The organism is Pseudomonas sp. UBA1879, assembly GCF_002338065.1.
GTDB lineage: Bacteria > Pseudomonadota > Gammaproteobacteria > Pseudomonadales > Pseudomonadaceae > Aquipseudomonas.
In genome coordinates, this window is sequence record NZ_DDHJ01000015.1 from 288,845 (window position 1) to 306,069 (window position 17,225).

At 62.6% G+C, this 17,225-nt stretch carries 16 protein-coding genes and 1 pseudogene; 7 read left to right on the top strand and 10 right to left on the bottom strand.

Going from position 1 to position 17,225, the window contains the following annotated elements:
* Positions 1 to 42: 42 nt before the first annotated feature.
* On the bottom strand, positions 43 to 315 hold the full coding sequence (locus B3N48_RS16455) for a DUF2790 domain-containing protein (protein WP_296185482.1): 273 nt from the start codon (positions 313 to 315) through the stop codon (positions 43 to 45).
* 273 nt (positions 316 to 588) lie between these two features.
* On the opposite strand from B3N48_RS16455, the gene B3N48_RS16460 reads away from it, so the two are divergent.
* The 4 genes from B3N48_RS16460 (at position 589) to B3N48_RS16475 (ending at position 6,196) form a co-directional block, all read left to right on the top strand.
* Complete coding sequence (locus B3N48_RS16460) at positions 589 to 1,365, top strand: alpha/beta fold hydrolase (RefSeq protein ID WP_296185483.1); 777 nt, start codon at positions 589 to 591, stop codon at positions 1,363 to 1,365.
* A gap of 477 nt (positions 1,366 to 1,842) precedes the next feature.
* A complete protein-coding gene (locus tag B3N48_RS16465; RefSeq protein WP_296185485.1) occupies positions 1,843 to 3,057 on the top strand; it encodes an MFS transporter in 1,215 nt (404 codons plus the stop codon).
* 125 nt (positions 3,058 to 3,182) lie between these two features.
* Positions 3,183 to 4,520, top strand: a complete 1,338-nt coding sequence (locus B3N48_RS16470; protein ID WP_296185488.1) for a sensor histidine kinase — start codon at positions 3,183 to 3,185, stop codon at positions 4,518 to 4,520.
* Positions 4,521 to 4,660: 140 nt separating this feature from the next.
* Positions 4,661 to 6,196 carry an ArnT family glycosyltransferase gene (locus tag B3N48_RS16475; RefSeq protein ID WP_296186170.1) on the top strand — a complete coding sequence of 512 codons (1,536 nt, stop codon included), beginning with the start codon at positions 4,661 to 4,663 and terminating at the stop codon, positions 6,194 to 6,196.
* Positions 6,197 to 6,230: 34 nt separating this feature from the next.
* On the opposite strand, the pseudogene B3N48_RS16480 reads toward B3N48_RS16475, so the two are convergent.
* The 9 genes and pseudogenes from B3N48_RS16480 to B3N48_RS16520 all read right to left on the bottom strand — a co-directional run.
* A pseudogene (locus tag B3N48_RS16480) lies at positions 6,231 to 6,330 on the bottom strand (hypothetical protein); the annotation flags it as partial.
* Between the two features lie 234 nt (positions 6,331 to 6,564).
* Positions 6,565 to 6,975, bottom strand: a complete 411-nt coding sequence (locus tag B3N48_RS16485; protein ID WP_296185490.1) for a RidA family protein — start codon at positions 6,973 to 6,975, stop codon at positions 6,565 to 6,567.
* Between the two features lie 63 nt (positions 6,976 to 7,038).
* Complete coding sequence (locus B3N48_RS16490) at positions 7,039 to 8,004, bottom strand: agmatinase (RefSeq protein ID WP_296185492.1); 966 nt, start codon at positions 8,002 to 8,004, stop codon at positions 7,039 to 7,041.
* 71 nt (positions 8,005 to 8,075) lie between these two features.
* The gene (locus B3N48_RS16495; protein WP_296185494.1) at positions 8,076 to 8,843 is read right to left on the bottom strand and encodes an amino acid ABC transporter ATP-binding protein; all 768 of its coding nucleotides are present in this window, start codon (positions 8,841 to 8,843) and stop codon (positions 8,076 to 8,078) included.
* On the bottom strand, positions 8,840 to 9,499 hold the full coding sequence (locus tag B3N48_RS16500; protein WP_296185496.1) for an amino acid ABC transporter permease: 660 nt from the start codon (positions 9,497 to 9,499) through the stop codon (positions 8,840 to 8,842). Before B3N48_RS16500 ends, B3N48_RS16495 begins: the two co-directional genes overlap by 4 nt.
* Before the next feature lie 8 nt (positions 9,500 to 9,507).
* Entirely contained in the window at positions 9,508 to 10,164 is a 657-nt protein-coding gene (locus B3N48_RS16505) for an amino acid ABC transporter permease (RefSeq protein WP_296185497.1), read from the bottom strand.
* The gene (locus B3N48_RS16510) at positions 10,161 to 11,549 is read right to left on the bottom strand and encodes an MmgE/PrpD family protein (RefSeq protein ID WP_296185499.1); all 1,389 of its coding nucleotides are present in this window, start codon (positions 11,547 to 11,549) and stop codon (positions 10,161 to 10,163) included. Before B3N48_RS16510 ends, B3N48_RS16505 begins: the two co-directional genes overlap by 4 nt.
* Before the next feature lie 2 nt (positions 11,550 to 11,551).
* The gene (locus B3N48_RS16515) at positions 11,552 to 12,352 is read right to left on the bottom strand and encodes a transporter substrate-binding domain-containing protein (RefSeq protein ID WP_296185501.1); all 801 of its coding nucleotides are present in this window, start codon (positions 12,350 to 12,352) and stop codon (positions 11,552 to 11,554) included.
* Positions 12,353 to 12,415: 63 nt separating this feature from the next.
* Complete coding sequence (locus B3N48_RS16520; protein WP_296185503.1) at positions 12,416 to 13,291, bottom strand: MurR/RpiR family transcriptional regulator; 876 nt, start codon at positions 13,289 to 13,291, stop codon at positions 12,416 to 12,418.
* Positions 13,292 to 13,673: 382 nt separating this feature from the next.
* Here B3N48_RS16520 and B3N48_RS16525 point away from each other — a divergent pair, with 382 nt between their 5' ends.
* The 3 genes from B3N48_RS16525 (at position 13,674) to B3N48_RS16535 (ending at position 17,170) form a co-directional block, all read left to right on the top strand.
* Positions 13,674 to 14,924 (top strand): 2-aminoadipate transaminase, encoded by a 1,251-nt coding sequence (locus B3N48_RS16525; protein ID WP_296185504.1) that lies wholly within the window; start codon positions 13,674 to 13,676, stop codon positions 14,922 to 14,924.
* Between the two features lie 508 nt (positions 14,925 to 15,432).
* Complete coding sequence (locus B3N48_RS16530; protein WP_296185507.1) at positions 15,433 to 15,609, top strand: hypothetical protein; 177 nt, start codon at positions 15,433 to 15,435, stop codon at positions 15,607 to 15,609.
* Between the two features lie 139 nt (positions 15,610 to 15,748).
* Positions 15,749 to 17,170 carry an ATPase domain-containing protein gene (locus B3N48_RS16535; RefSeq protein WP_296185510.1) on the top strand — a complete coding sequence of 474 codons (1,422 nt, stop codon included), beginning with the start codon at positions 15,749 to 15,751 and terminating at the stop codon, positions 17,168 to 17,170.
* The last annotated feature ends 55 nt before the right edge of the window (positions 17,171 to 17,225 follow it).

Here is a 17,225-nt window from a genome sequence, read left to right on the forward strand (position 1 = left end):
TCTAACCCCATTTGTCGACGACGCAGAACCCCGCGTCGACGATCAGCCGTTCTGGCAACCGTCACCCAGACGCATGTACTCCAGTTTATGGCTGACGCCTTTGCTGTCGACGTATTCAATCTGTGCCTTCACCGGACCGCATTGGCTGGCGGCATTGCTGGCGGTGCTGATGCGCACGACTTTGGCGATGTCCAGATCCTGGGTGTAATCGTATTGCCCGTCCTGAACTTCCGCCGTGGCGGCATGGTTGATCGTATCGTCAGCGAAGGTGAACAGGCTGAAGAATGACAGGACGATGAAAAGAAAGGTTTTCATGGCTAGCTCCGGGTTATCGGCGGGGTGCCGGGCTGAGAGAGTGGCTCGGGTATGGCGCCATTTTAGGGAGCTGACGCGCGGCAGCTGAAATGGTGTCTGTTGATACACGGCATCATCGGCGCTGATGGCCATGCCGCTGGAAGGCGGTAAGGGAGTCTTTTGCGAAAAAAGTGTGCGGGCCGTGGAATAAACCGCGGGCGGGTGCGTCTTGCAGGGGTTCACTGACTGAACGCAGCAGCGTTCACACCTTCCCCCGTTCGAGAGGTCTCACCCATGAATATTCGCTCCCTTCGCTCTGCTGTCGCGGTTGCCGCACTTGCCCTGGCCAGCACCGGATTTGCCACCGCTGCCTCAGCGGCGCCTGTGAAAAATATCGTGCTGGTTCACGGCGCGTTCGTGAACGGTGCCGGCTGGAAGCCGGTCTACGACATTCTGGTGAAAGACGGCTACCACGTGTCGGTGGCCGCGCACCCGCTGACATCCTTCGATGATGACGTGACTGCCGTCAAACGCATTCTCGCCATGCAGGATGGCCCGACCATTCTCGTGGGTCACAGCTACGGCGGCGCGATCATTTCCAACGCAGGCGAAGACAACCACGTCGCCGGTCTGGTGTACATCGCCGCTCACGCGCTGGACGTCGGCGAGACCGAAGCGGCCAATGGCAAGCGTTATCCGAACGCGACCAAAGCGGTGAAAAAGACCGACGACGGGTTCCTGTACCTCGACCCGGCGTTCTACCCGGCGGACTTCGCTGCCGACTTGCCCAAGGCCCAGGCTGAATTCGAAGCCAACGCGCAGGCCCTGACGTCCGCTTCGGTGTTTACCACGCCGGCCACCGTCGCCGCCTGGAAGACCAAGCCCAGCTGGTATGCAGTGGCCAAATCCGACCGCATCATCAACCCTGATCTGGAACGTATGTACGCCAAGCGCGCCAACGCCCACACCGTCGAAATTGACGGCGCCAGCCACGCGGTGTACGAATCGCACCCGAAAGAAGTGGCAGCGTTGATCGAACAGGCGGCGCAGCATGCGCAGGATGGCAAGTGAGTTGACGGCGTGCGTCGTCGTCCTGGGGCTGCCTTCGCACTGATGTTCGCTCGAAACCTGTGGTAGACGCTGAAGACACGACGGTGCAACGCGTGATTGGATGAACCGGTGGGTCAGATAACACATCATTAACTGACCCGACGCCATCGCGGCCGTCGTTCCTCCGGCGGCTCCTACAGGGCCTCAGCGTGTCTGAATCGATTTTTTGGCCTTTAAGCCTTTGGCGTTGTGGCAGGCCGATGACCCGGACTCGCCGCGAAACCCGTAGGAGCAGCCGGAGGCACGACGGCCCCGGCCGTCGCACAGCGCCGCTGCTCCTCAAGGTTTGCGCTGTCTTGGGCGCTTGGCACTCTCTACGCGGAGGGTCCAACCCCATCTGCCTATTCCTTATCGGAATCCACCGCATAAAAAACATGAATTTTATTTATGCGGGGCGACCCTCTACCGTGTACGGACATTCCCATGCACGGTGTGACGATGACTGCCCAACCTCCCGCTGCGAGTGTGGAAGAACATTGGAAGCGCAATCTCGCGGTGTGCGTGGCGGGTTCGTTTACCACGATCATCGCCATGACCCTGCTGCTGCCTTTCTTGCCGTTGTACGTCGAACATCTGGGCGTCAGCGACCCGGCCGCCATCGTGCAATGGTCGGGCGTGGCGTTCGGGGCGACGTTCCTTTCGGCTGCGTTCACCGCGCCGTTGTGGGGTCGATTGGGCGATCGCTACGGACGCAAACTGATGCTGATTCGCGCCAGCCTCGGCATGGCGGTCGCGATGTCGCTGATCGGCCTGGCTGAAAACATTTACCAGTTGGTGGGACTGCGGCTACTGGCCGGTTTGCTGGGCGGTTATGCGTCCGGCGCGACGATCCTGGTAGCGACGCAGACCCCCAAGGCGCGGTCGGGTTGGGCGTTGGGCATGCTGTCGTCGGGGATCATGGCCGGCAATCTTACCGGCCCGTTGATCGGCGGCTTTCTGCCGCCACTGATCGGCATCCGCAACACCTTTTTTCTCGCTGGCGGGGCGATCTTCCTGACCTTTCTCGCCACGCTGTTCATCATGAAAGAAGCGCCCAGGCCAACCCGTGCGGCAGGTGAATCCAGGCCGGTGGCGGTGCGCCTATGGGACGTGATCCCGGACAAACGGCCCGTGATCATCCTGTTCGTGGTGGCCGCTCTGGTGATGTTCTCGATCATGTCCATCGAGCCGATCATCACGGTGTACCTGACCCAGTTGCACACTGAAAACGTGACCGTGATGGCCGGTGTCGTGATGTCCGCCACAGCGCTGGCCAGCGTGCTGTCGGCCTCGCGCATCGGCAAGCTGGCGGACCGCATCGGCCATTCCAAAGTGGTAATAGGGTGCCTGGTCGTAGCGGCGGGGCTGTTGATCCCACAGGCCTTCGTGACCCACGAATGGCAACTGGTGGCGTTGCGTTTCTTGATGGGCATCGCCTTGGGCGGGCTGCTGCCCTGTATCACGGCGATCATCCGGCACACGGTTCCAGACCAGGTGGCGGGACGGATGTTGGGCTACTCGACCTCCAGCCAGTACGTCGGGCAAGTGCTCGGGCCTTTGACGGGCGGCTATCTCGGCGGACATTTCGGCATGCCCATCGTGTTCATCGCCACCAGTGTGCTGATGGCCGGGTGCGCGTTGGTGATGTTCGCCATGCGGCCCTCGGCTGACTGACGCCAGGCATCCTGCACAACGAACGTCGCGCCATTGGCGTTTTGACAAAACCATGACATGGCATCCGGATAATCGCTCACGTGGTGAAACGCCGCTGACCCGAGTCTCGCTTTGCACGGAACCCCATGGATATCAAACACAGCCTGAAGCAACGGATTGTGATCGTCTTCGCCTTCATGAGTGCGCTGGTCGCAGGCGTTTTCGCGGTCGGCATCATCGCCACCGTGCATGTCGTGGAAAAGCGCCTCACCGTCATCAACATGAGCGGCAATCTGCACCGTCTGCTGAAGCTGGACAGCGTCGACGACTGGCGTCACCGGCCGGAAAAGGGCGAGCTGTTCTACGCCGATGACGGCGTGGGCGATCTGGCGATGGCCGATGATCTGCGCGAGTTGCCCGCCGGGTTTCAGGAATTCTGGCGGGGCAAGCGGGCGTATTACGCGATGGTCGCCTCGGTGGGCGAACGCCGGTACGTGCTGCTGCGCGACCAGCGATCCTTTGCGAAGCGTGAGCGCATCCTGTTCGGCGTGGTGCTCATCGGGTTCATCCTCAGCGTGCTGCTGGCGGTATTACTCGGACGCTTGTTGGCGTCGCGGGTGATGGCGCCGGTGTCGCGTCTGGCCGGTCAGGTTCGGCATCGCGACCAGTTGCTTGAACTGGCCCCGGTGCTGGCGGACGGTTACGCGAGGGATGAGGTCGGCACACTGGCGCGTTCGTTCGATGAAACCCTGGGGCGTTTGCGGGCCGCGCTGGGCCGCGAGAAGTTGTTCACCAGCGACGTCAGCCACGAACTGCGCACCCCGCTGATGGTGTTGGCGACTTCCTGCGAGCTGCTGCTGGAGTACCCGCGACTGGACGAACGCTCGCGCACCCAGGTGCAACGCATCAGTAAGGCAACGGCGGGCATGAATCAGCTGGTCGAAACCTTCCTCCTGCTGGCCCGCACCGAAGGCAATAACCCCCCGCAAGGCCAGCGCAGCACACTGTCGCAGATGGCGGACGAGCTGCTCGAAACCTGGCGCGCCCCCATCGAAGACAAGGGCCTGAGCTTTCGCTATGAACCCGGTGAGCACGCAACGGAGCAGTACAACGAGCCGCTGCTGCGTGCGGTCATGGGCAACCTGCTGCGCAACGCCTGGCATTACACCGACACCGGTTTCATTCGGTTGACCCTGAACCGCTGCAGTTTTTCGGTCGAGGACAGCGGCATCGGCATCCCGCTCGAGAAACAGCAGGCCATGTTCCAGCCGTTCGTGAGGGGCGACGAACAGCGCGGGGAGGGGCTTGGGTTGGGCCTGTCGCTGGTCCAGCGTATTTGTGCCAGTCAGCACTGGACCGTGACCCTGACCAGCCGCGCGCATGGGGGATGTTGTTTTCGCGTCGATCTTCAACCGGCGCAATCGGGCCATAGCTGCCTGCCCGATCTGCCAGTCGTTGATCGGGCGAGCAGCCGGGAAGGGTGATCGCGGCTACGCTTGGGTCAGTTGTCGATTCGCCGCCAGAGGAGTCAGCATTGACCGCCATCGCTTCCGAGTTTTTATCCGGTGTTACCCCGGCCCGGGCCAGACGCCAGGCCTGGTGGGCGGGGGGACTGGCGTTTCTGATGTTCGTCGCCGCCAACGGGCACCTGAGCATCATCGGATTCGATTCGCGCTTCGTGCTGTTCGCTCAGGAAATGCTGCGCCACGGCCCAGGCTTTTTCCCCACCATCTACGGCGAGCCCTACCCGGATTATTCAGCGTTCACCCCTTGGCTGATCTACCTCTGTTCGCTGCCATTCGGCCAGGTCACCAGCTTCAGCGCCTGGCTGCCGACGAGCATTGCCTCGGCGGTGACGGTGGGCTTGATGTACCGGCTGCTGTCACCGTACTCGCGACGCTGGGCGTGGCTCAGCATCGCGCTGCTGCTGTTGAGCAATACCTTCATCACCGAAACCCGCGCTGTGTCACCGGACCAGATGCTCGCCACCGTTTCTTTTGCGGTGTTCTACCTCGCCTACGCAGCCGATCATTTCGCATCGGCCCGGCGCCTGGGGGCGGTATTCGCGCTGCTGGTACTAGGGTTCGCGATTTGCGGGCCGATCGGTTTGCTGGTGCCCGCGGCCATCCTGTGCAGCTATTACCTGTTGAACCGGCAATGGCGTCGACTGTGGACCGTAGGGCTGGCGTCGCTGCTGCTGTTGGCGGGCTGTGTGCTGATACTGTTGCTGCTGGCTCGAATCAGCGGTGGCCAGGCGTTGATGGCAGAGGTGGTGCGCACGCAGTTCACTTCGCGGCTGGACGGCGCTGATGGTCGCAGCTCGGTGTTGTGGTATTTCTCCAGCGCGCTGGGCAATTACGCGTTGGCGTATCCACTGGCGTTGGCGGTGCTGGCAAACGTGGCGGTGGTGGCGCGAAAGCCGCGAAGCGAGGCGCTGACGTTGATGTCCCTGTGCGCATTTGCCGGGTTGACGGTCATGCTCGGGATGTCGGTCTTCGAGGTCAAAAAGGCCCGCTACGTGCTGCCGATGCTGCCCATGGCCGCGATCGTTGCGGCGTACCCGTTTCAGGTGCGCACAGGCCGTAGCTTCGGATGGCTGCGGGGCGTGATCCTGGCCCTGTGTTGCTTCATTCCCGGTGTGCTGATGGCCGGTTTGCTGGCTGTGCGCCCGCGTTTCCCCGAGGTCCTGAGTGACATCGGCCCGGTGTTGGCGGTGCTGGGTATCCTGCAGTTGGTCGCCTTGCCATTGCTGATGCGTCCACGCTTGCGGCTGTACGGGCTGCCTGCCTGCGCCGTGTTGGCGGTGTGGATCAGTTACATCGGGGTGTTCGAACCCACCGAACGCACCCTGTACGACACCCGGCATTTCTCCCACGCCGTGCGCGACGCGACCCGTTCGGACAACGCTCCGTTGGTGCTGCATGGCATGGGCAAGGACGCCAAGGCGATCAAGTTCATGGTCAACCTGGACGAAGACCTGCTGCCGCTGTTCACCGAGACGCCGGCACAATTGCTTGCCCTGCAAGGGCCTGCGAACGTCGTCATGAGCAATACGGATTTTCAGGCATTGCAGGGCTCGCGGCTGAGCGATCTGCCGGTGCTGCTCAATGGCCGGTTCGACAAGGAGGATTACATCTTGTTGAGGGTGCCGGGTCCGTAGGCGTGCCCCAGCTCGCGCATCACCGGGAATATGTCCGGATCAATGTCCATGCACACCACGTCGTGACCCACTTCGGCCAACACTGTCGCCTGCACTCGACCCACATAACCGCTATCGAACACGCTGATTTTCATTGGGAGAATTCCTCGCCGTGCGCGCTGTCGGTCGAAGCACAGCCGACAGAGTGCCCGGCGGCTGTTGCGGTCTGTGCCGATTCGGGCTATCGCTCGGCGGCGTCTGGCAGGGAGCGGGGGAAGGTGCGGGCAGGCATGAGCAGCCTTGAGGGGGGCAGTCAGCGACATTGAAGAACGTTCAATGCCGCCGCTGTGATGTCGTGAAGTAGAGGTGCGAGCGGTGGCCGTACAGGCTCAATCGGGAATGACGGCGATCACATCGATTTCCATCAACCACTGCGGCTGCCCCAGCGCAGACACCACCAGCCCCGTGGAGATCGGGAACACCCCCTTCAGCCATTTGCCGACTTCGCGGTAGACCTCTTCTCGGTAGCGCGGGTCGATGAGGTAGATGGTGATTTTGACGACATCTTGCAGCTGACTGCCTGCTTCTTCCAGCAGCTGTTTGACGTTTTTCATGGCCTGTTCGGCCTGCGCACGGGCATCGCCGAGGCCGATGAGGTTGCCGTCGAAATCGGTGCCCAACTGGCCGCGCACGTACACGGTGTTGCCCGCGCGGACGGCCTGGCAGAGGTCATTGTCGAGGGACTGGTTGGGGTAGGTGTCTTTGGTGTTGAACATGCGGATGCGGGTATGGGTGGGCATGGTGGCTTGACCTGAGTGTCGGGAAAGGTCGCCGTCCGTGGCGATGAGTCCTGGGCGTACGGCTTACAGCGGCGGCGCGTCGAAATAATCAGCGCGCACGGCAGCGCCAATCAGGTTGACGATCAGGCGGCCGGCGGTGATGCAACTGATGTGGTTGACGTCGATGGCCGGGGTGATCTCGACGATGTCCATGCCCACCACCTTGCCCTTTTTCACCAGCCCGTGAATCAGCTGCCGAATCTGCACGTAGGTGATGCCGCCCAGCGCCGGGCCTGCGACGCCGGGCATGATCGACGGGTCGAGACCGTCGGCGTCGATGGTCAGATAAAACTGGCCGCCGTCGGGAATCCGATCAAGCACCGATTGCATGCCGTGGTCGTGAACGTCATAGGCGCTGATCAGGTGCGCGCCATAATCCACTGCCGCCTGATAATCCGCCGGGCGACCGCTGCCTTGGGCGCGCAGGCCGATCTGGAAGATCTCGCCGACATGTTCCATTTCCGAGGCACGGCGGATCGGACTGGACAGGCCGTCGCGGACGCCATTGATTTCATCGCGCCAATCCAGGTGCGCGTCGATGTGGATCAGAGTGATCGGACCGCGTCCTTCGTAGGCGCGCAGCACCGGAATCGGGATGCTGTGATCGCCACCGAGAATGATCGGCATCGCCCCGGCGTCGAGGATCTTGCGCACGGCTTGTTCGGATCGCAGGCCGTGGCTGTTGAGGTCGGTGGGGTCGGCGGGGACGTTGCCGCAGTCCACCACCTTCAATGCACGGTTGTCATAGATCGGACCGCCGACGTCGAAGTCGTAGTGGTGCAGGGCGCGGCAGATCCGGTCGCTCATGGCGCGAATGGCATCCGGCGCCTTGCTCTGATCGTTGCTGATGTGCTCGGCGACGTAGGCCTTGCCGAACGGAATGCCGAGAATCGCGACATGCGCGTCGAGCTGGTCGAGGTCAGTGCAGATGGGCGACCACAGGAAGCTCTGATGTTTTTTCGAGGGCGGAACGGTCAGTGGAAAATCCATGGGTGTCTCCTTGGGGGATGCCGGGCAATCGCGCCGGCTAGATGGGGGGCAACAAGCGCCGCGCTCAGCGGTCAAGGCTCCAGAGATAGAAAGCGCCGCAGTTCGACGGTCTGCGGGTTATCGAAGAGGTCGCGGGGCGGTCCGGCTTCATGGACCCGCCCCTGATGCATGAAAATCACCCGGTCGCTGACCCGCCGTGCAAAAGCCATTTCATGGGTGACCATGATCAACGTCATGCCCTCGGCGGCCAGGCCCTCGACCACGTGCAGCACTTCGCCGACCAGTTCCGGATCGAGGGCTGAGGTGATTTCATCGCACAGCAGCACCAGCGGATTCATCGCCAACGAGCGGGCAATCGCCACGCGCTGCTGCTGACCGCCGGAGAGTTGATCAGGGTAATAGTCGAAGCGCTCGCTCAAACCCACCCGTTCGAGCAGCTTGCGCGCCTGGCGCTCGGCGTCTGCACCCGGGGTCTTCTGCACCAGGCGCGGCGCGAGCATCACGTTCTGGCCTGCCGTGAGGTGGGGGAACAGGTTGAAGCCCTGGAAGATCATCCCGACGTTCTGACGCAGCGCGCGCATTGCCGCGCGGTCGTCCGGCTGAATCGGCTGACCGTCAACGGTCACCGCGCCTTCCTGAAAACGTTCCAGGCCATTCAGGCAGCGCAGCAGGGTGCTTTTGCCCGAGCCGCTTTTGCCGATGATGCAGACCACTTCCTTGCGGGCGATTTGCAGGTCCACGCCTTTGAGCACTTCGTTGTCACCGAAGCGTTTGCGCAGGCCGCGAATGTCCACCAGAGCGAAGGCCGCCCCGGCGTCGGTGTGAGGAGACGCAGTCATGAAAGAGGTCCTTGTCGGCGAAGTTGGTGTTCGAGTCGGCGGCTGTACAGCGACAGCGGAAAACACAGAGCGAAATACAGCAGCGCCACCGAGCCGTAGACGAGGAACGGCTGGAACGTCGCATTGGTGATGATCTGCCCGGCGCGGGTCATTTCGACGAAGCCGATGACCGAGGTCAGCGCGGTGGCCTTGACCACTTGCACCATGAAACCCACGGTCGGGGCGATCCCGGCGCGCAGGGCCTGGGGCAGGATCACGTGGCGCAATTGCTCGCCAAAGCTGAGGGCCAGGCTGCTGGCCGCTTCCCATTGACCTGCGTCGATCGATTCGACACTGCCGCGCCAGATCTCGCTGAGGTAGGCGCTGGCGTACAGCGTCAGGCAGATCGAGGCGGCCATCAGCGCGGTGGTTTCGAGGCCGAACATCGACAGGCCGAAATACACCAGAAACAGCTGCAACAGCAGCGGGGTGCCTTGAAACAGTTGCACGTAGAGCATGATCAGACGGCGCACCATGCGCGTGCCCGTGAGGCGTAGCACCACCAGCATCCCGCCCACCAGACCGCCGCCGATGAAGGCAATCAGTGACAAGCCGACCGTCCAGCGTGCCGCCAGTAGCAGGTTGCGCGCGATGTCCCATAGCGTGAATTCGTACATGGCTGACCTCAACGACCGAAGATGAAGCGCGGGCCGGCCCAGTTCAGCAGGCGGCGCAATGCGATGGATAGCAGCAGATAGAGCGCTGCGACGACGATGTACGTCTCGAAGTTGCGAAATGAACTGCTGGCGATCTGGTTGGCGGCGTACGACAGCTCTTGCGCCGAAATCTGACTGCACACCGCCGAACCGAGCATGATGATCACCATCTGCCCCACGAGGGCGGGCCAGACCCGCTTCAATGCTGGGGGCAAGATCACCCGGGTGAAGACCTGCCAGCGGTCGAGCGCCAGGCTTTCGGCGGCTTCGATCTGGCCGCTGGGGGTGGCTTCGATGCCCGACCGGGCGATCTCGCTGACGTAGGCGCCGAGGTTGATGACATTGGCCAGGATCGCCGCCGTCAGTGCGGTCATCGTCAACCCCAGTCCCGGCAGGCCGAAAAAGATGAAGAACAACTGGATGATGAACGGCGTGTTGCGGATCAGCTCGACGTAGGCGCCCACCAGCCAGCGGGCCCATAGCGGACCTTTGCTGCGGATCACCCCGCAGGCAATGCCCAGCAGCGTGCCGAACACCGCAGCGATCAGGGTCAGGCCAACCGTCAGGGCCAGGCCGTCGAGCAGCGAAGGCCATTGCGTGAGTACCACAGAAAAATCGAGGGTCATGATTCAGTCGTTTCCACAGTGAACGCGCCGTCGTTGAGCAGGCCCCGCACGTCAGCCAGCTGGTCCAGGCGCGTCAGGTCATCGAACAGGCGTTGAGCGCGGGGAACGGTCCAGACGGCGGTCGCGCAGTGCATGAACTTGCGATGCAGTTGGGGGCCTGAAAGGGGCCGTGACGCCGATCCCACGGGCATCGCGCAAAAACCTTCGACGCAGCGGCCGTCGCGGCCCACGAGCTTGACCCATGCACCTTCGGGCGCAGCGTCGAGCAAGGCGGGGTCCCAGCGCGGGCTGCTCTGCATGTGTACGCGCTTCATCAGCTGTTGCAGGTCAGCCCGTGCCAGCACCGCCGCGTCCAGTGACGCAAGGGTGATGTCGCCGAACAGTGCCGTGCAGGCGAGGGCGAAGGGCATGCTGAACTGAGCCTGCTGGCGCGTGACCGGGGCGTCATGGACCAGGTTCTGGCGCACGATAGGCGGCACGTCGCAGAGGATCGCGTCAATGTCCTCGACCCGGAGTTCGCCCTCGTCAAGCAATGCCCGCAGGGCATCGATCGCGGCATGGGACGACAGGCACACCGGCACCCGTTTGATGTCCACGCCGGGGTCGGTCAGGCGCCAGGAATTGCCCAAGTCGGGCAGGGGATCGAGCAAGCCGCCGTTGAACATCGCTGCCAGGCCCCTCTCATGTTCGATGACGTCGAGCGGACCGCTGCTGCCAGTGCCGGCCAACAGTGCGGCGATGACGCCGGCTTCGCTACTGCGCCCTGCCAGAAGCATTTTGGCGTCGCTGCCGAACCCGGCTTTCATTCCGCCGGTGCCTGTTACCGCAAGTGCGAGTGCCGCGGCGGTCTGTTCTGCGTTCAGCCCCAGTGCGTGGCTGGCGGCCGCGCTCGCACCGACCACGCCGAGCACCCCGGTGGTCCACCAGCCCCGGTCGTAAATCTGCCGGGTCAGCGCCTTGGCCAGCGCGTATTCGCATTCGGCCCCGGCGACAAACGCCGCGAGCAGTTGCGCGCCACTCAGGTCGCGCATCTGTGCCACAGCCAGCGCAGCCGGCAGGATCACCGCCGAACCGTGGACGAAACCGGGGTAGCTGTTGTCATCGAAATCCAGCGCGTGAGCGGCCGTGGCGTTGGCAAACGCCGCTGCCGGGGCCGCCACCGTGTGCGATTGACCGAGCACCGTCGCGTCGCCTGCACCCGCCGTGACTGCAATCACCGCGCGAGCCTGAGCGGCGACCGTGCTGCGACTGCCGCCCAGCGCCACGCCGAGGGTGTCGATCAGGCAACGTTTGGCGGCGTCCTGCACTGCAGGCGGGACGTCCGCCAAGTGCAGGCCCGAACTCCAGCGCGCCAGGGTGACCAGGGAGGGGGTGAAATCGCTCATGGTTATTCCGGCAGGTCGCCCGCCGGGGCGCCGAGCCATTTCTGCGAGATGGCATCCAGCGTGCCGTCCGCCTTGGCCTGACGAATGATCTCGTTGACCTTGTTGCGCAGTTCCGGCTCGTCCTTGTTCATGCCGATGTAGTTGGGTGCGTTGGACAGCACCACCTTGAGCGCAATGTCCATGTTCGGGTTCTTCTGCTTGAGCGCGGCTGCCACGGTGGTACCGATGGCGACCATTTGTGTTTGCCCGGACAGGAACGCCGAGATGCTGCTGTTGTTGTCTTCGAAGCGCTTGGTGATCGCGTCCGGGGCCATGTCGGTCAGCTCTTTGTCCTGCATCGAGCCACGGGTCACGGAAACGGTCTTGCCCGCCATGTCGCCCATGGACTTCACGGGCAGCTCGGCCTTGCCGAACACCGCATCGAAGAACGGTGAGTAGGCGATGCTGTAATCGATGACCTTCTCGCGCTCAGCGGTCTTGCCCAGGGAGGAGATGGTGAAATCCGCCTTGCCGGACTGGATGTAAGCCACACGGTTCGGCGCGGTCACCGGCACCAGTTGCAGCTTCACCCCCAGCTTGTTCGCCATCAGGTTGGCGACGTCGATGTCCAGGCCCTGGGGCACCATGTCCGGGCCGACATAGCCGTAGGGCGGGTAGTCAACGGGCACGGCGACGCGCAGTTCCTTGGCCTTGAGGATGTGCTCCAGCGCGTCCCCCGCCTGGGCGAAGGGCGAGCAGAGCAGGGCGCTGAGCGCGGCGATGACGAGGGTGTTGCTGAAGGGCTTGCACGGTCTGGCTTTCATCAGGACGCTCCGGTAGATGAAGGGGTCGAATCGGATAAAAAACGGCAGAAATCGAAAGCGGGCTTAGCCCAAGTCCCACCACTCGCCGAGGCTGAGCAGCTTTTCTTCGGTGTGGGTGACCGAGGCTTCTACGTCCTGGGTCGAGGCGGCCGACATCAACGCCACCAGCATCTCGCTGACCAACATGGCCGGGACGATGGTGTCGTAGAACGACGGGGTCTGGTTCTTCACGATGATGGTCTCTGCCGCCAGTCGGGCCGTGGGCGAGGTCAGGCTGTCGGTGATGGTGATGATGCGCACGCCCTGTTGGTGCAGGTAATTGGTCAGGGTGATCAGGCGCCGGGAATAACGCGGCAGGCTGCACACCAGCGCCACATCCTTGGGGCTGGTCTGGTGGATGATCGACATGACGCCGCTTTCGCCCGCGCCTTCCACCAGCCGCACGTTTTTCGCGAAATACGAGGCCACGTGGGAAAACTGAAACGCCACGCCGAACGACGAGCGCATGCCGAGGCAGTAGACCTGGCGCGCCCCGGCCAGCAGCGCGACGGCGCGGGAAATCGCCCGCAGGTTGTCGTGGCTGCACATCGACTGAATCTGTTCGATGGCGTTGTTGGCCATGTCCTGAATCACACGCTGTTCGCCGACGCGCTGTTTGAGTTCGACCAGATCGTGGGCGCGAGAACCGTAAGCGCTGTTCTGACCGCGTAACGCGTCGATGAACAGTTCACGCAAGGCGTCGTAGCCGGACAGTCCCATCCGCTTGGCCAGGCGGGTCATGGTCGACGGGGGCACGTTGGCCAGTCGAGCGATGTCTCGCATCGACATCACCGCAATCTCGTGGGGGTTGTCCAGGATGAAACTGGCCGCCGCGCGCTCTTGCCGAGGAAAATCCTCGAACTGTTGTTGAAGCTGGCTGCAGAGCTGTTCGCGGTCCATCGGGTGCGTCACCTGACGAGGAAGTTACAGGTGAAATTGCAACGCCTGTGCCAGAAATTTTCAGAATGATTCAAGTGATTCATTTTTGCGAGAGGGCGCATTCGTCACCCTCGACCCGGGCAGCAACGGGGCGCTTCGATTTCGATTGGGTTGATTCAAAAATCGTTGGGGATGATCCAGCTGCCGCAGGGGCGACCGCTTCCAGCGGCAGTCGGCGGCATGGAAACTCGACGTGTGCCCGTGCATTGCGGTGGTGCGGCGCACCGCGTCAGTGCGGGTTCAGTCCGTGATGGAATGACCCGTTGCTTTTATTTCGCTTGTGAGCGGGCGGGCTTCATCGCTTAGATAGGCGCCATTCCCACAGTCCCCAGGACGTCTGAGCATGGCTTTCCCCTCCGTCAGCAATTCCATTTCCTTCGTTCATCCCCTCTCCTTGACCCATGGCAAAAACGCTGAGGTCTGGGACGTTGACGGCAAGCGCTACATTGATTTCGTGGGCGGCATCGGGGTGCTGAATCTGGGGCATTGCCATCCGCACATCGTTGCGGCGATTTGCGAGCAGGCGCAGCGCATGACCCATTACGCCTTCAACGCCGCGCCCCATGTGCCGTATCAACACTTCATCGAGCGCCTCGCGGCGTTCATTCCGGTGAGCTACCCGGTGAGCGGCATGCTCACCAACAGCGGCGCCGAGGCGGCGGAAAATGCCTTGAAAGTGGTTCGCGCCTTTACCGGTAAAACCGCGGTGGTGGCGTTCGATGGGGCCTTTCATGGTCGCACGCTGGCGACGCTGAACCTCAACGGCAAGGTCGCGCCATATAAGCAGAAGGTGGGCGTACTGCCGGGGCCGGTGTTTCATGTGCCATACCCGAGCGTGGACAACGGGGTGTCGGCAGAAGAGGCATTGAAGGCGCTGGATCGCTTGTTCAGTGTGGAGATCGACATCGACGAAGTGGCGTGTTTCATCATCGAACCGGTGCAGGGCGAGGGTGGCTTTCTGGCGCTTGACCCGCTGTTTGCGAAAGCGCTGCGCAGGATCTGTGACGACAAGGGAATCGTGTTGATCATCGACGAAATTCAATCGGGCTTTGGGCGGACGGGCGAGCGGTTTGCGTTCAGCCGCTTGGGCATTGAGCCGGATGTGTTGCTGCTCGGCAAAAGCATTGCCGGTGGGGTGCCGCTGGGCGCGATGGTCGGGCGTCGGTCACTGATGGACGCGCTGCCCAAGGGTGGCTTGGGCGGGACCTATTCCGGCAACCCGATTGCTTGCGCGGCAGGGCTGGCGACGCTGGACGTGATGACCGACGCTCATCTGTCGGCATGGGGCGAGCAGTATGCTTCGACCGTGCAGCGTCGTTATGAGCGCTGGCAGGCCGAGACAGTCTCACCGTATCTGGGCCGCCTGACCGGGGTGGGGGCCATGCGTGGTATCGAGCTCATCACCCCTGAAGGCCGACCGGCCAGCGCTCAGATGACGCAGCTGCTGGAGATTGCCCGGGAGCGCGGCCTGCTGCTGATGCCGAGTGGTAAATCCCGCCACATCGTGCGATTGCTCGCGCCTTTGACCATCGAGCCTGAGGTGTTGAACGAGGGGCTGGACATCCTCGAAGCGTGCCTGGCGGCGCTCGACTGAGGTCCATTTGCAACGCGGGATGAACCGGGGACCTTGCTGCAGGCGATACACCGCATGCACAGGTTTTACTGCCGCTGCGCGCCAGATCGCTGCCGTCGTGCCTCCGGCGTCTCCTACGGGGGTAGCGTCGAACGAGCTTTGTGCGGGCGACGCAGACAGCGTCGTTCGTGAATGCCGACACACCGCTATCGCTGCCGTCGTGCCTCCGGCGTCTCCTACAGGGTTGTGTCGAACGAGCTTTGTGCGGGCGACGCAGACAGCGTCGTGCCTGAATGCCGGCACGCCGCAATCCTGTAGGCGCTGCCGGAGGAACGACGGCCGCGAAGCGTTGGGTCAGTGGACACTGAGCTGACTGACCCACTGCTTTCACCGCCGTCGCACGATCCGCTGGCTCCCATGGCCCGGCGCAGGCCGAAAGATCACGACCGGAACCCCCTGGCGATATAAAACGCACGTCTCGCATCGCGCGCACTCCAACCCCTGCATTCCCCAAAAAGAGGCAGCGGCCATGGGTTCTCATCTTCCCGAACACGATCCCGTCGATCCAGCCGACGACACCCCCGAATACCCCCTGTCAGCACCGATCAAACCCAATGATCCGGAGCGGCGCAGCGAACAGTCCAGAGCGGAAACCGCCGGTTGCGTGGAGGAGCGAGCGGATGAGAAACGACCGCCTCAGCCATGAGGTCGCGTCATGGGGCGGGCCCCTCGTATTCGCCACGAATGATGATTGCGCTTGGAAACCGGCGCCAAACGCGAAAGAATGCGCCTTTCGTCGTGCGCAGGGTTCGCACCGCGAACGATCATTGGCGGAGGGAGCACATTTGAACCAGCTAAGACGCCTCAAGAGCGGAATTCAGGGGCTGGATGAGTTATTGAAGGGAGGCTTCGTCGCGGGGTCTTCCTACATCATTCAAGGCCGCCCCGGTTCAGGCAAAACCATTCTGGCCAACCAGATCGGCTTCAACCATGCCCGCGACGGCGGTCGCGTGCTGTTCGCAACGCTTCTGGCCGAGCCCCACGAACGGCTGTTCCAGTTTCTGTCCACCCTGAGCTTCTTCGACAAAGACAAGATCGGCGATCAGATCCAGTTCGTCAGCGCTTTCGACACCATGGAGAACGACGGGCTGGATGAAGTAGTCAAGCTGCTGCGTCGGGAGATCGTGCGGCAGAAATCCACTGTGATGATCCTCGACGGCCTGCTCAACGCCCGCTCTCGCGCGGATTCGCCGCTCAACACCAAGCGTTTCATCTCCGAACTGCAGGGTCACGCGGCCTTTGCCGGCTGCACCGTGTTCTTTCTCACCAGCTCGCAACTGGACGATGGCAGCCCTGAACACACCATGGTTGACGGCGTGCTGGAGCTGGGGGAAGAACTGGTGGGCACCAAGTCCATCCGGCGTATCAAGATGCGCAAGACCCGTGGCAGCAGCGCCATTCCCGGCGCCCATGAATGCGAAATCACCGACGACGGCCTGGTGGTGTACCCGCGCCTGGAAAGCACGGTGACCCATTCCGCGATGCGTGACAGTGATCATCTCACGGTCATTTCCAGTGGCATCGCTGGCCTGGACCGGCTGATCGGCGGCGGTGTGATGGCCTCGTCGGTCACATTGCTGATGGGGCCTTCGGGGGCCGGCAAGACCTCGTTAGGACTGAGTTTTCTCGGCCAGTCGACGGTGGAAGCGCCAGGCCTGCATCTCGGGTTCTATGAGTCACCTCAGCGGCTGCGCATGAAAGCCGCGTCCCTGGGCGTCGATTTCCACGCCCTCGAAGCCTCCGGTGCGCTGACGATCCTCTGGAAATCCATCAGTACCGAATTGATCGACAAGCTGGCGCTGGATCTGCTGCGCGTCGTCGAAGAGAAATCCATCAAACGGGTCTTCATCGACAGTCTCGGCGGCATGACCCGAGTGGCCGCGGACAAGTCGCGCATTCTCGACCTCTACACGGCGCTGATGGGCGAATTGCGTGCTCGCAACGTGACGGTGGTCGCCTCGTGGGAAGTCATCAGCCTGCTGGGAGGCGAAATCGACGCCCCTGCGCCCGACCTGTCGTGCATCGTCGACAATTTGCTGGTGCTGCGCTTCGTACAGGAACAGGCTGAACTTAAACGTCAGCTGTCCATTCTTAAAATAAGGGACAACCCCTACGATCCGGCATTACTGGAGGTGCTCTTCAGCGATCAGGGTCTCGACGTCAAAAAGGTTCATTTCCATGCCGCTGGCGAAAACCATCACGCGTAACGGTCGTGACCGCGGCCGCGATCTCGCTTCGGGCTGGTCAAGCGGATCGAGGCCG

Bases quoted from the DNA above. Each gene is read 5' to 3' on its own strand.
- B3N48_RS16455 (WP_296185482.1), bottom strand. From the start codon at position 315: ATGAAAACCTTTCTTTTCATCGTCCTGTCATTCTTCAGCCTGTTCACC.
- B3N48_RS16460 (WP_296185483.1), top strand. From the start codon at position 589: ATGAATATTCGCTCCCTTCGCTCTGCTGTCGCGGTTGCCGCACTTGCC.
- B3N48_RS16465 (WP_296185485.1), top strand. From the start codon at position 1,843: ATGACTGCCCAACCTCCCGCTGCGAGTGTGGAAGAACATTGGAAGCGC.
- B3N48_RS16470 (WP_296185488.1), top strand. From the start codon at position 3,183: ATGGATATCAAACACAGCCTGAAGCAACGGATTGTGATCGTCTTCGCC.
- B3N48_RS16475 (WP_296186170.1), top strand. From the start codon at position 4,661: ATGTTCGTCGCCGCCAACGGGCACCTGAGCATCATCGGATTCGATTCG.
- B3N48_RS16485 (WP_296185490.1), bottom strand. From the start codon at position 6,975: ATGCCCACCCATACCCGCATCCGCATGTTCAACACCAAAGACACCTAC.
- B3N48_RS16490 (WP_296185492.1), bottom strand. From the start codon at position 8,004: ATGGATTTTCCACTGACCGTTCCGCCCTCGAAAAAACATCAGAGCTTC.
- B3N48_RS16495 (WP_296185494.1), bottom strand. From the start codon at position 8,843: ATGACTGCGTCTCCTCACACCGACGCCGGGGCGGCCTTCGCTCTGGTG.
- B3N48_RS16500 (WP_296185496.1), bottom strand. From the start codon at position 9,499: ATGTACGAATTCACGCTATGGGACATCGCGCGCAACCTGCTACTGGCG.
- B3N48_RS16505 (WP_296185497.1), bottom strand. From the start codon at position 10,164: ATGACCCTCGATTTTTCTGTGGTACTCACGCAATGGCCTTCGCTGCTC.
- B3N48_RS16510 (WP_296185499.1), bottom strand. From the start codon at position 11,549: ATGAGCGATTTCACCCCCTCCCTGGTCACCCTGGCGCGCTGGAGTTCG.
- B3N48_RS16515 (WP_296185501.1), bottom strand. From the start codon at position 12,352: ATGAAAGCCAGACCGTGCAAGCCCTTCAGCAACACCCTCGTCATCGCC.
- B3N48_RS16520 (WP_296185503.1), bottom strand. From the start codon at position 13,291: ATGGACCGCGAACAGCTCTGCAGCCAGCTTCAACAACAGTTCGAGGAT.
- B3N48_RS16525 (WP_296185504.1), top strand. From the start codon at position 13,674: ATGGCTTTCCCCTCCGTCAGCAATTCCATTTCCTTCGTTCATCCCCTC.
- B3N48_RS16530 (WP_296185507.1), top strand. From the start codon at position 15,433: ATGGGTTCTCATCTTCCCGAACACGATCCCGTCGATCCAGCCGACGAC.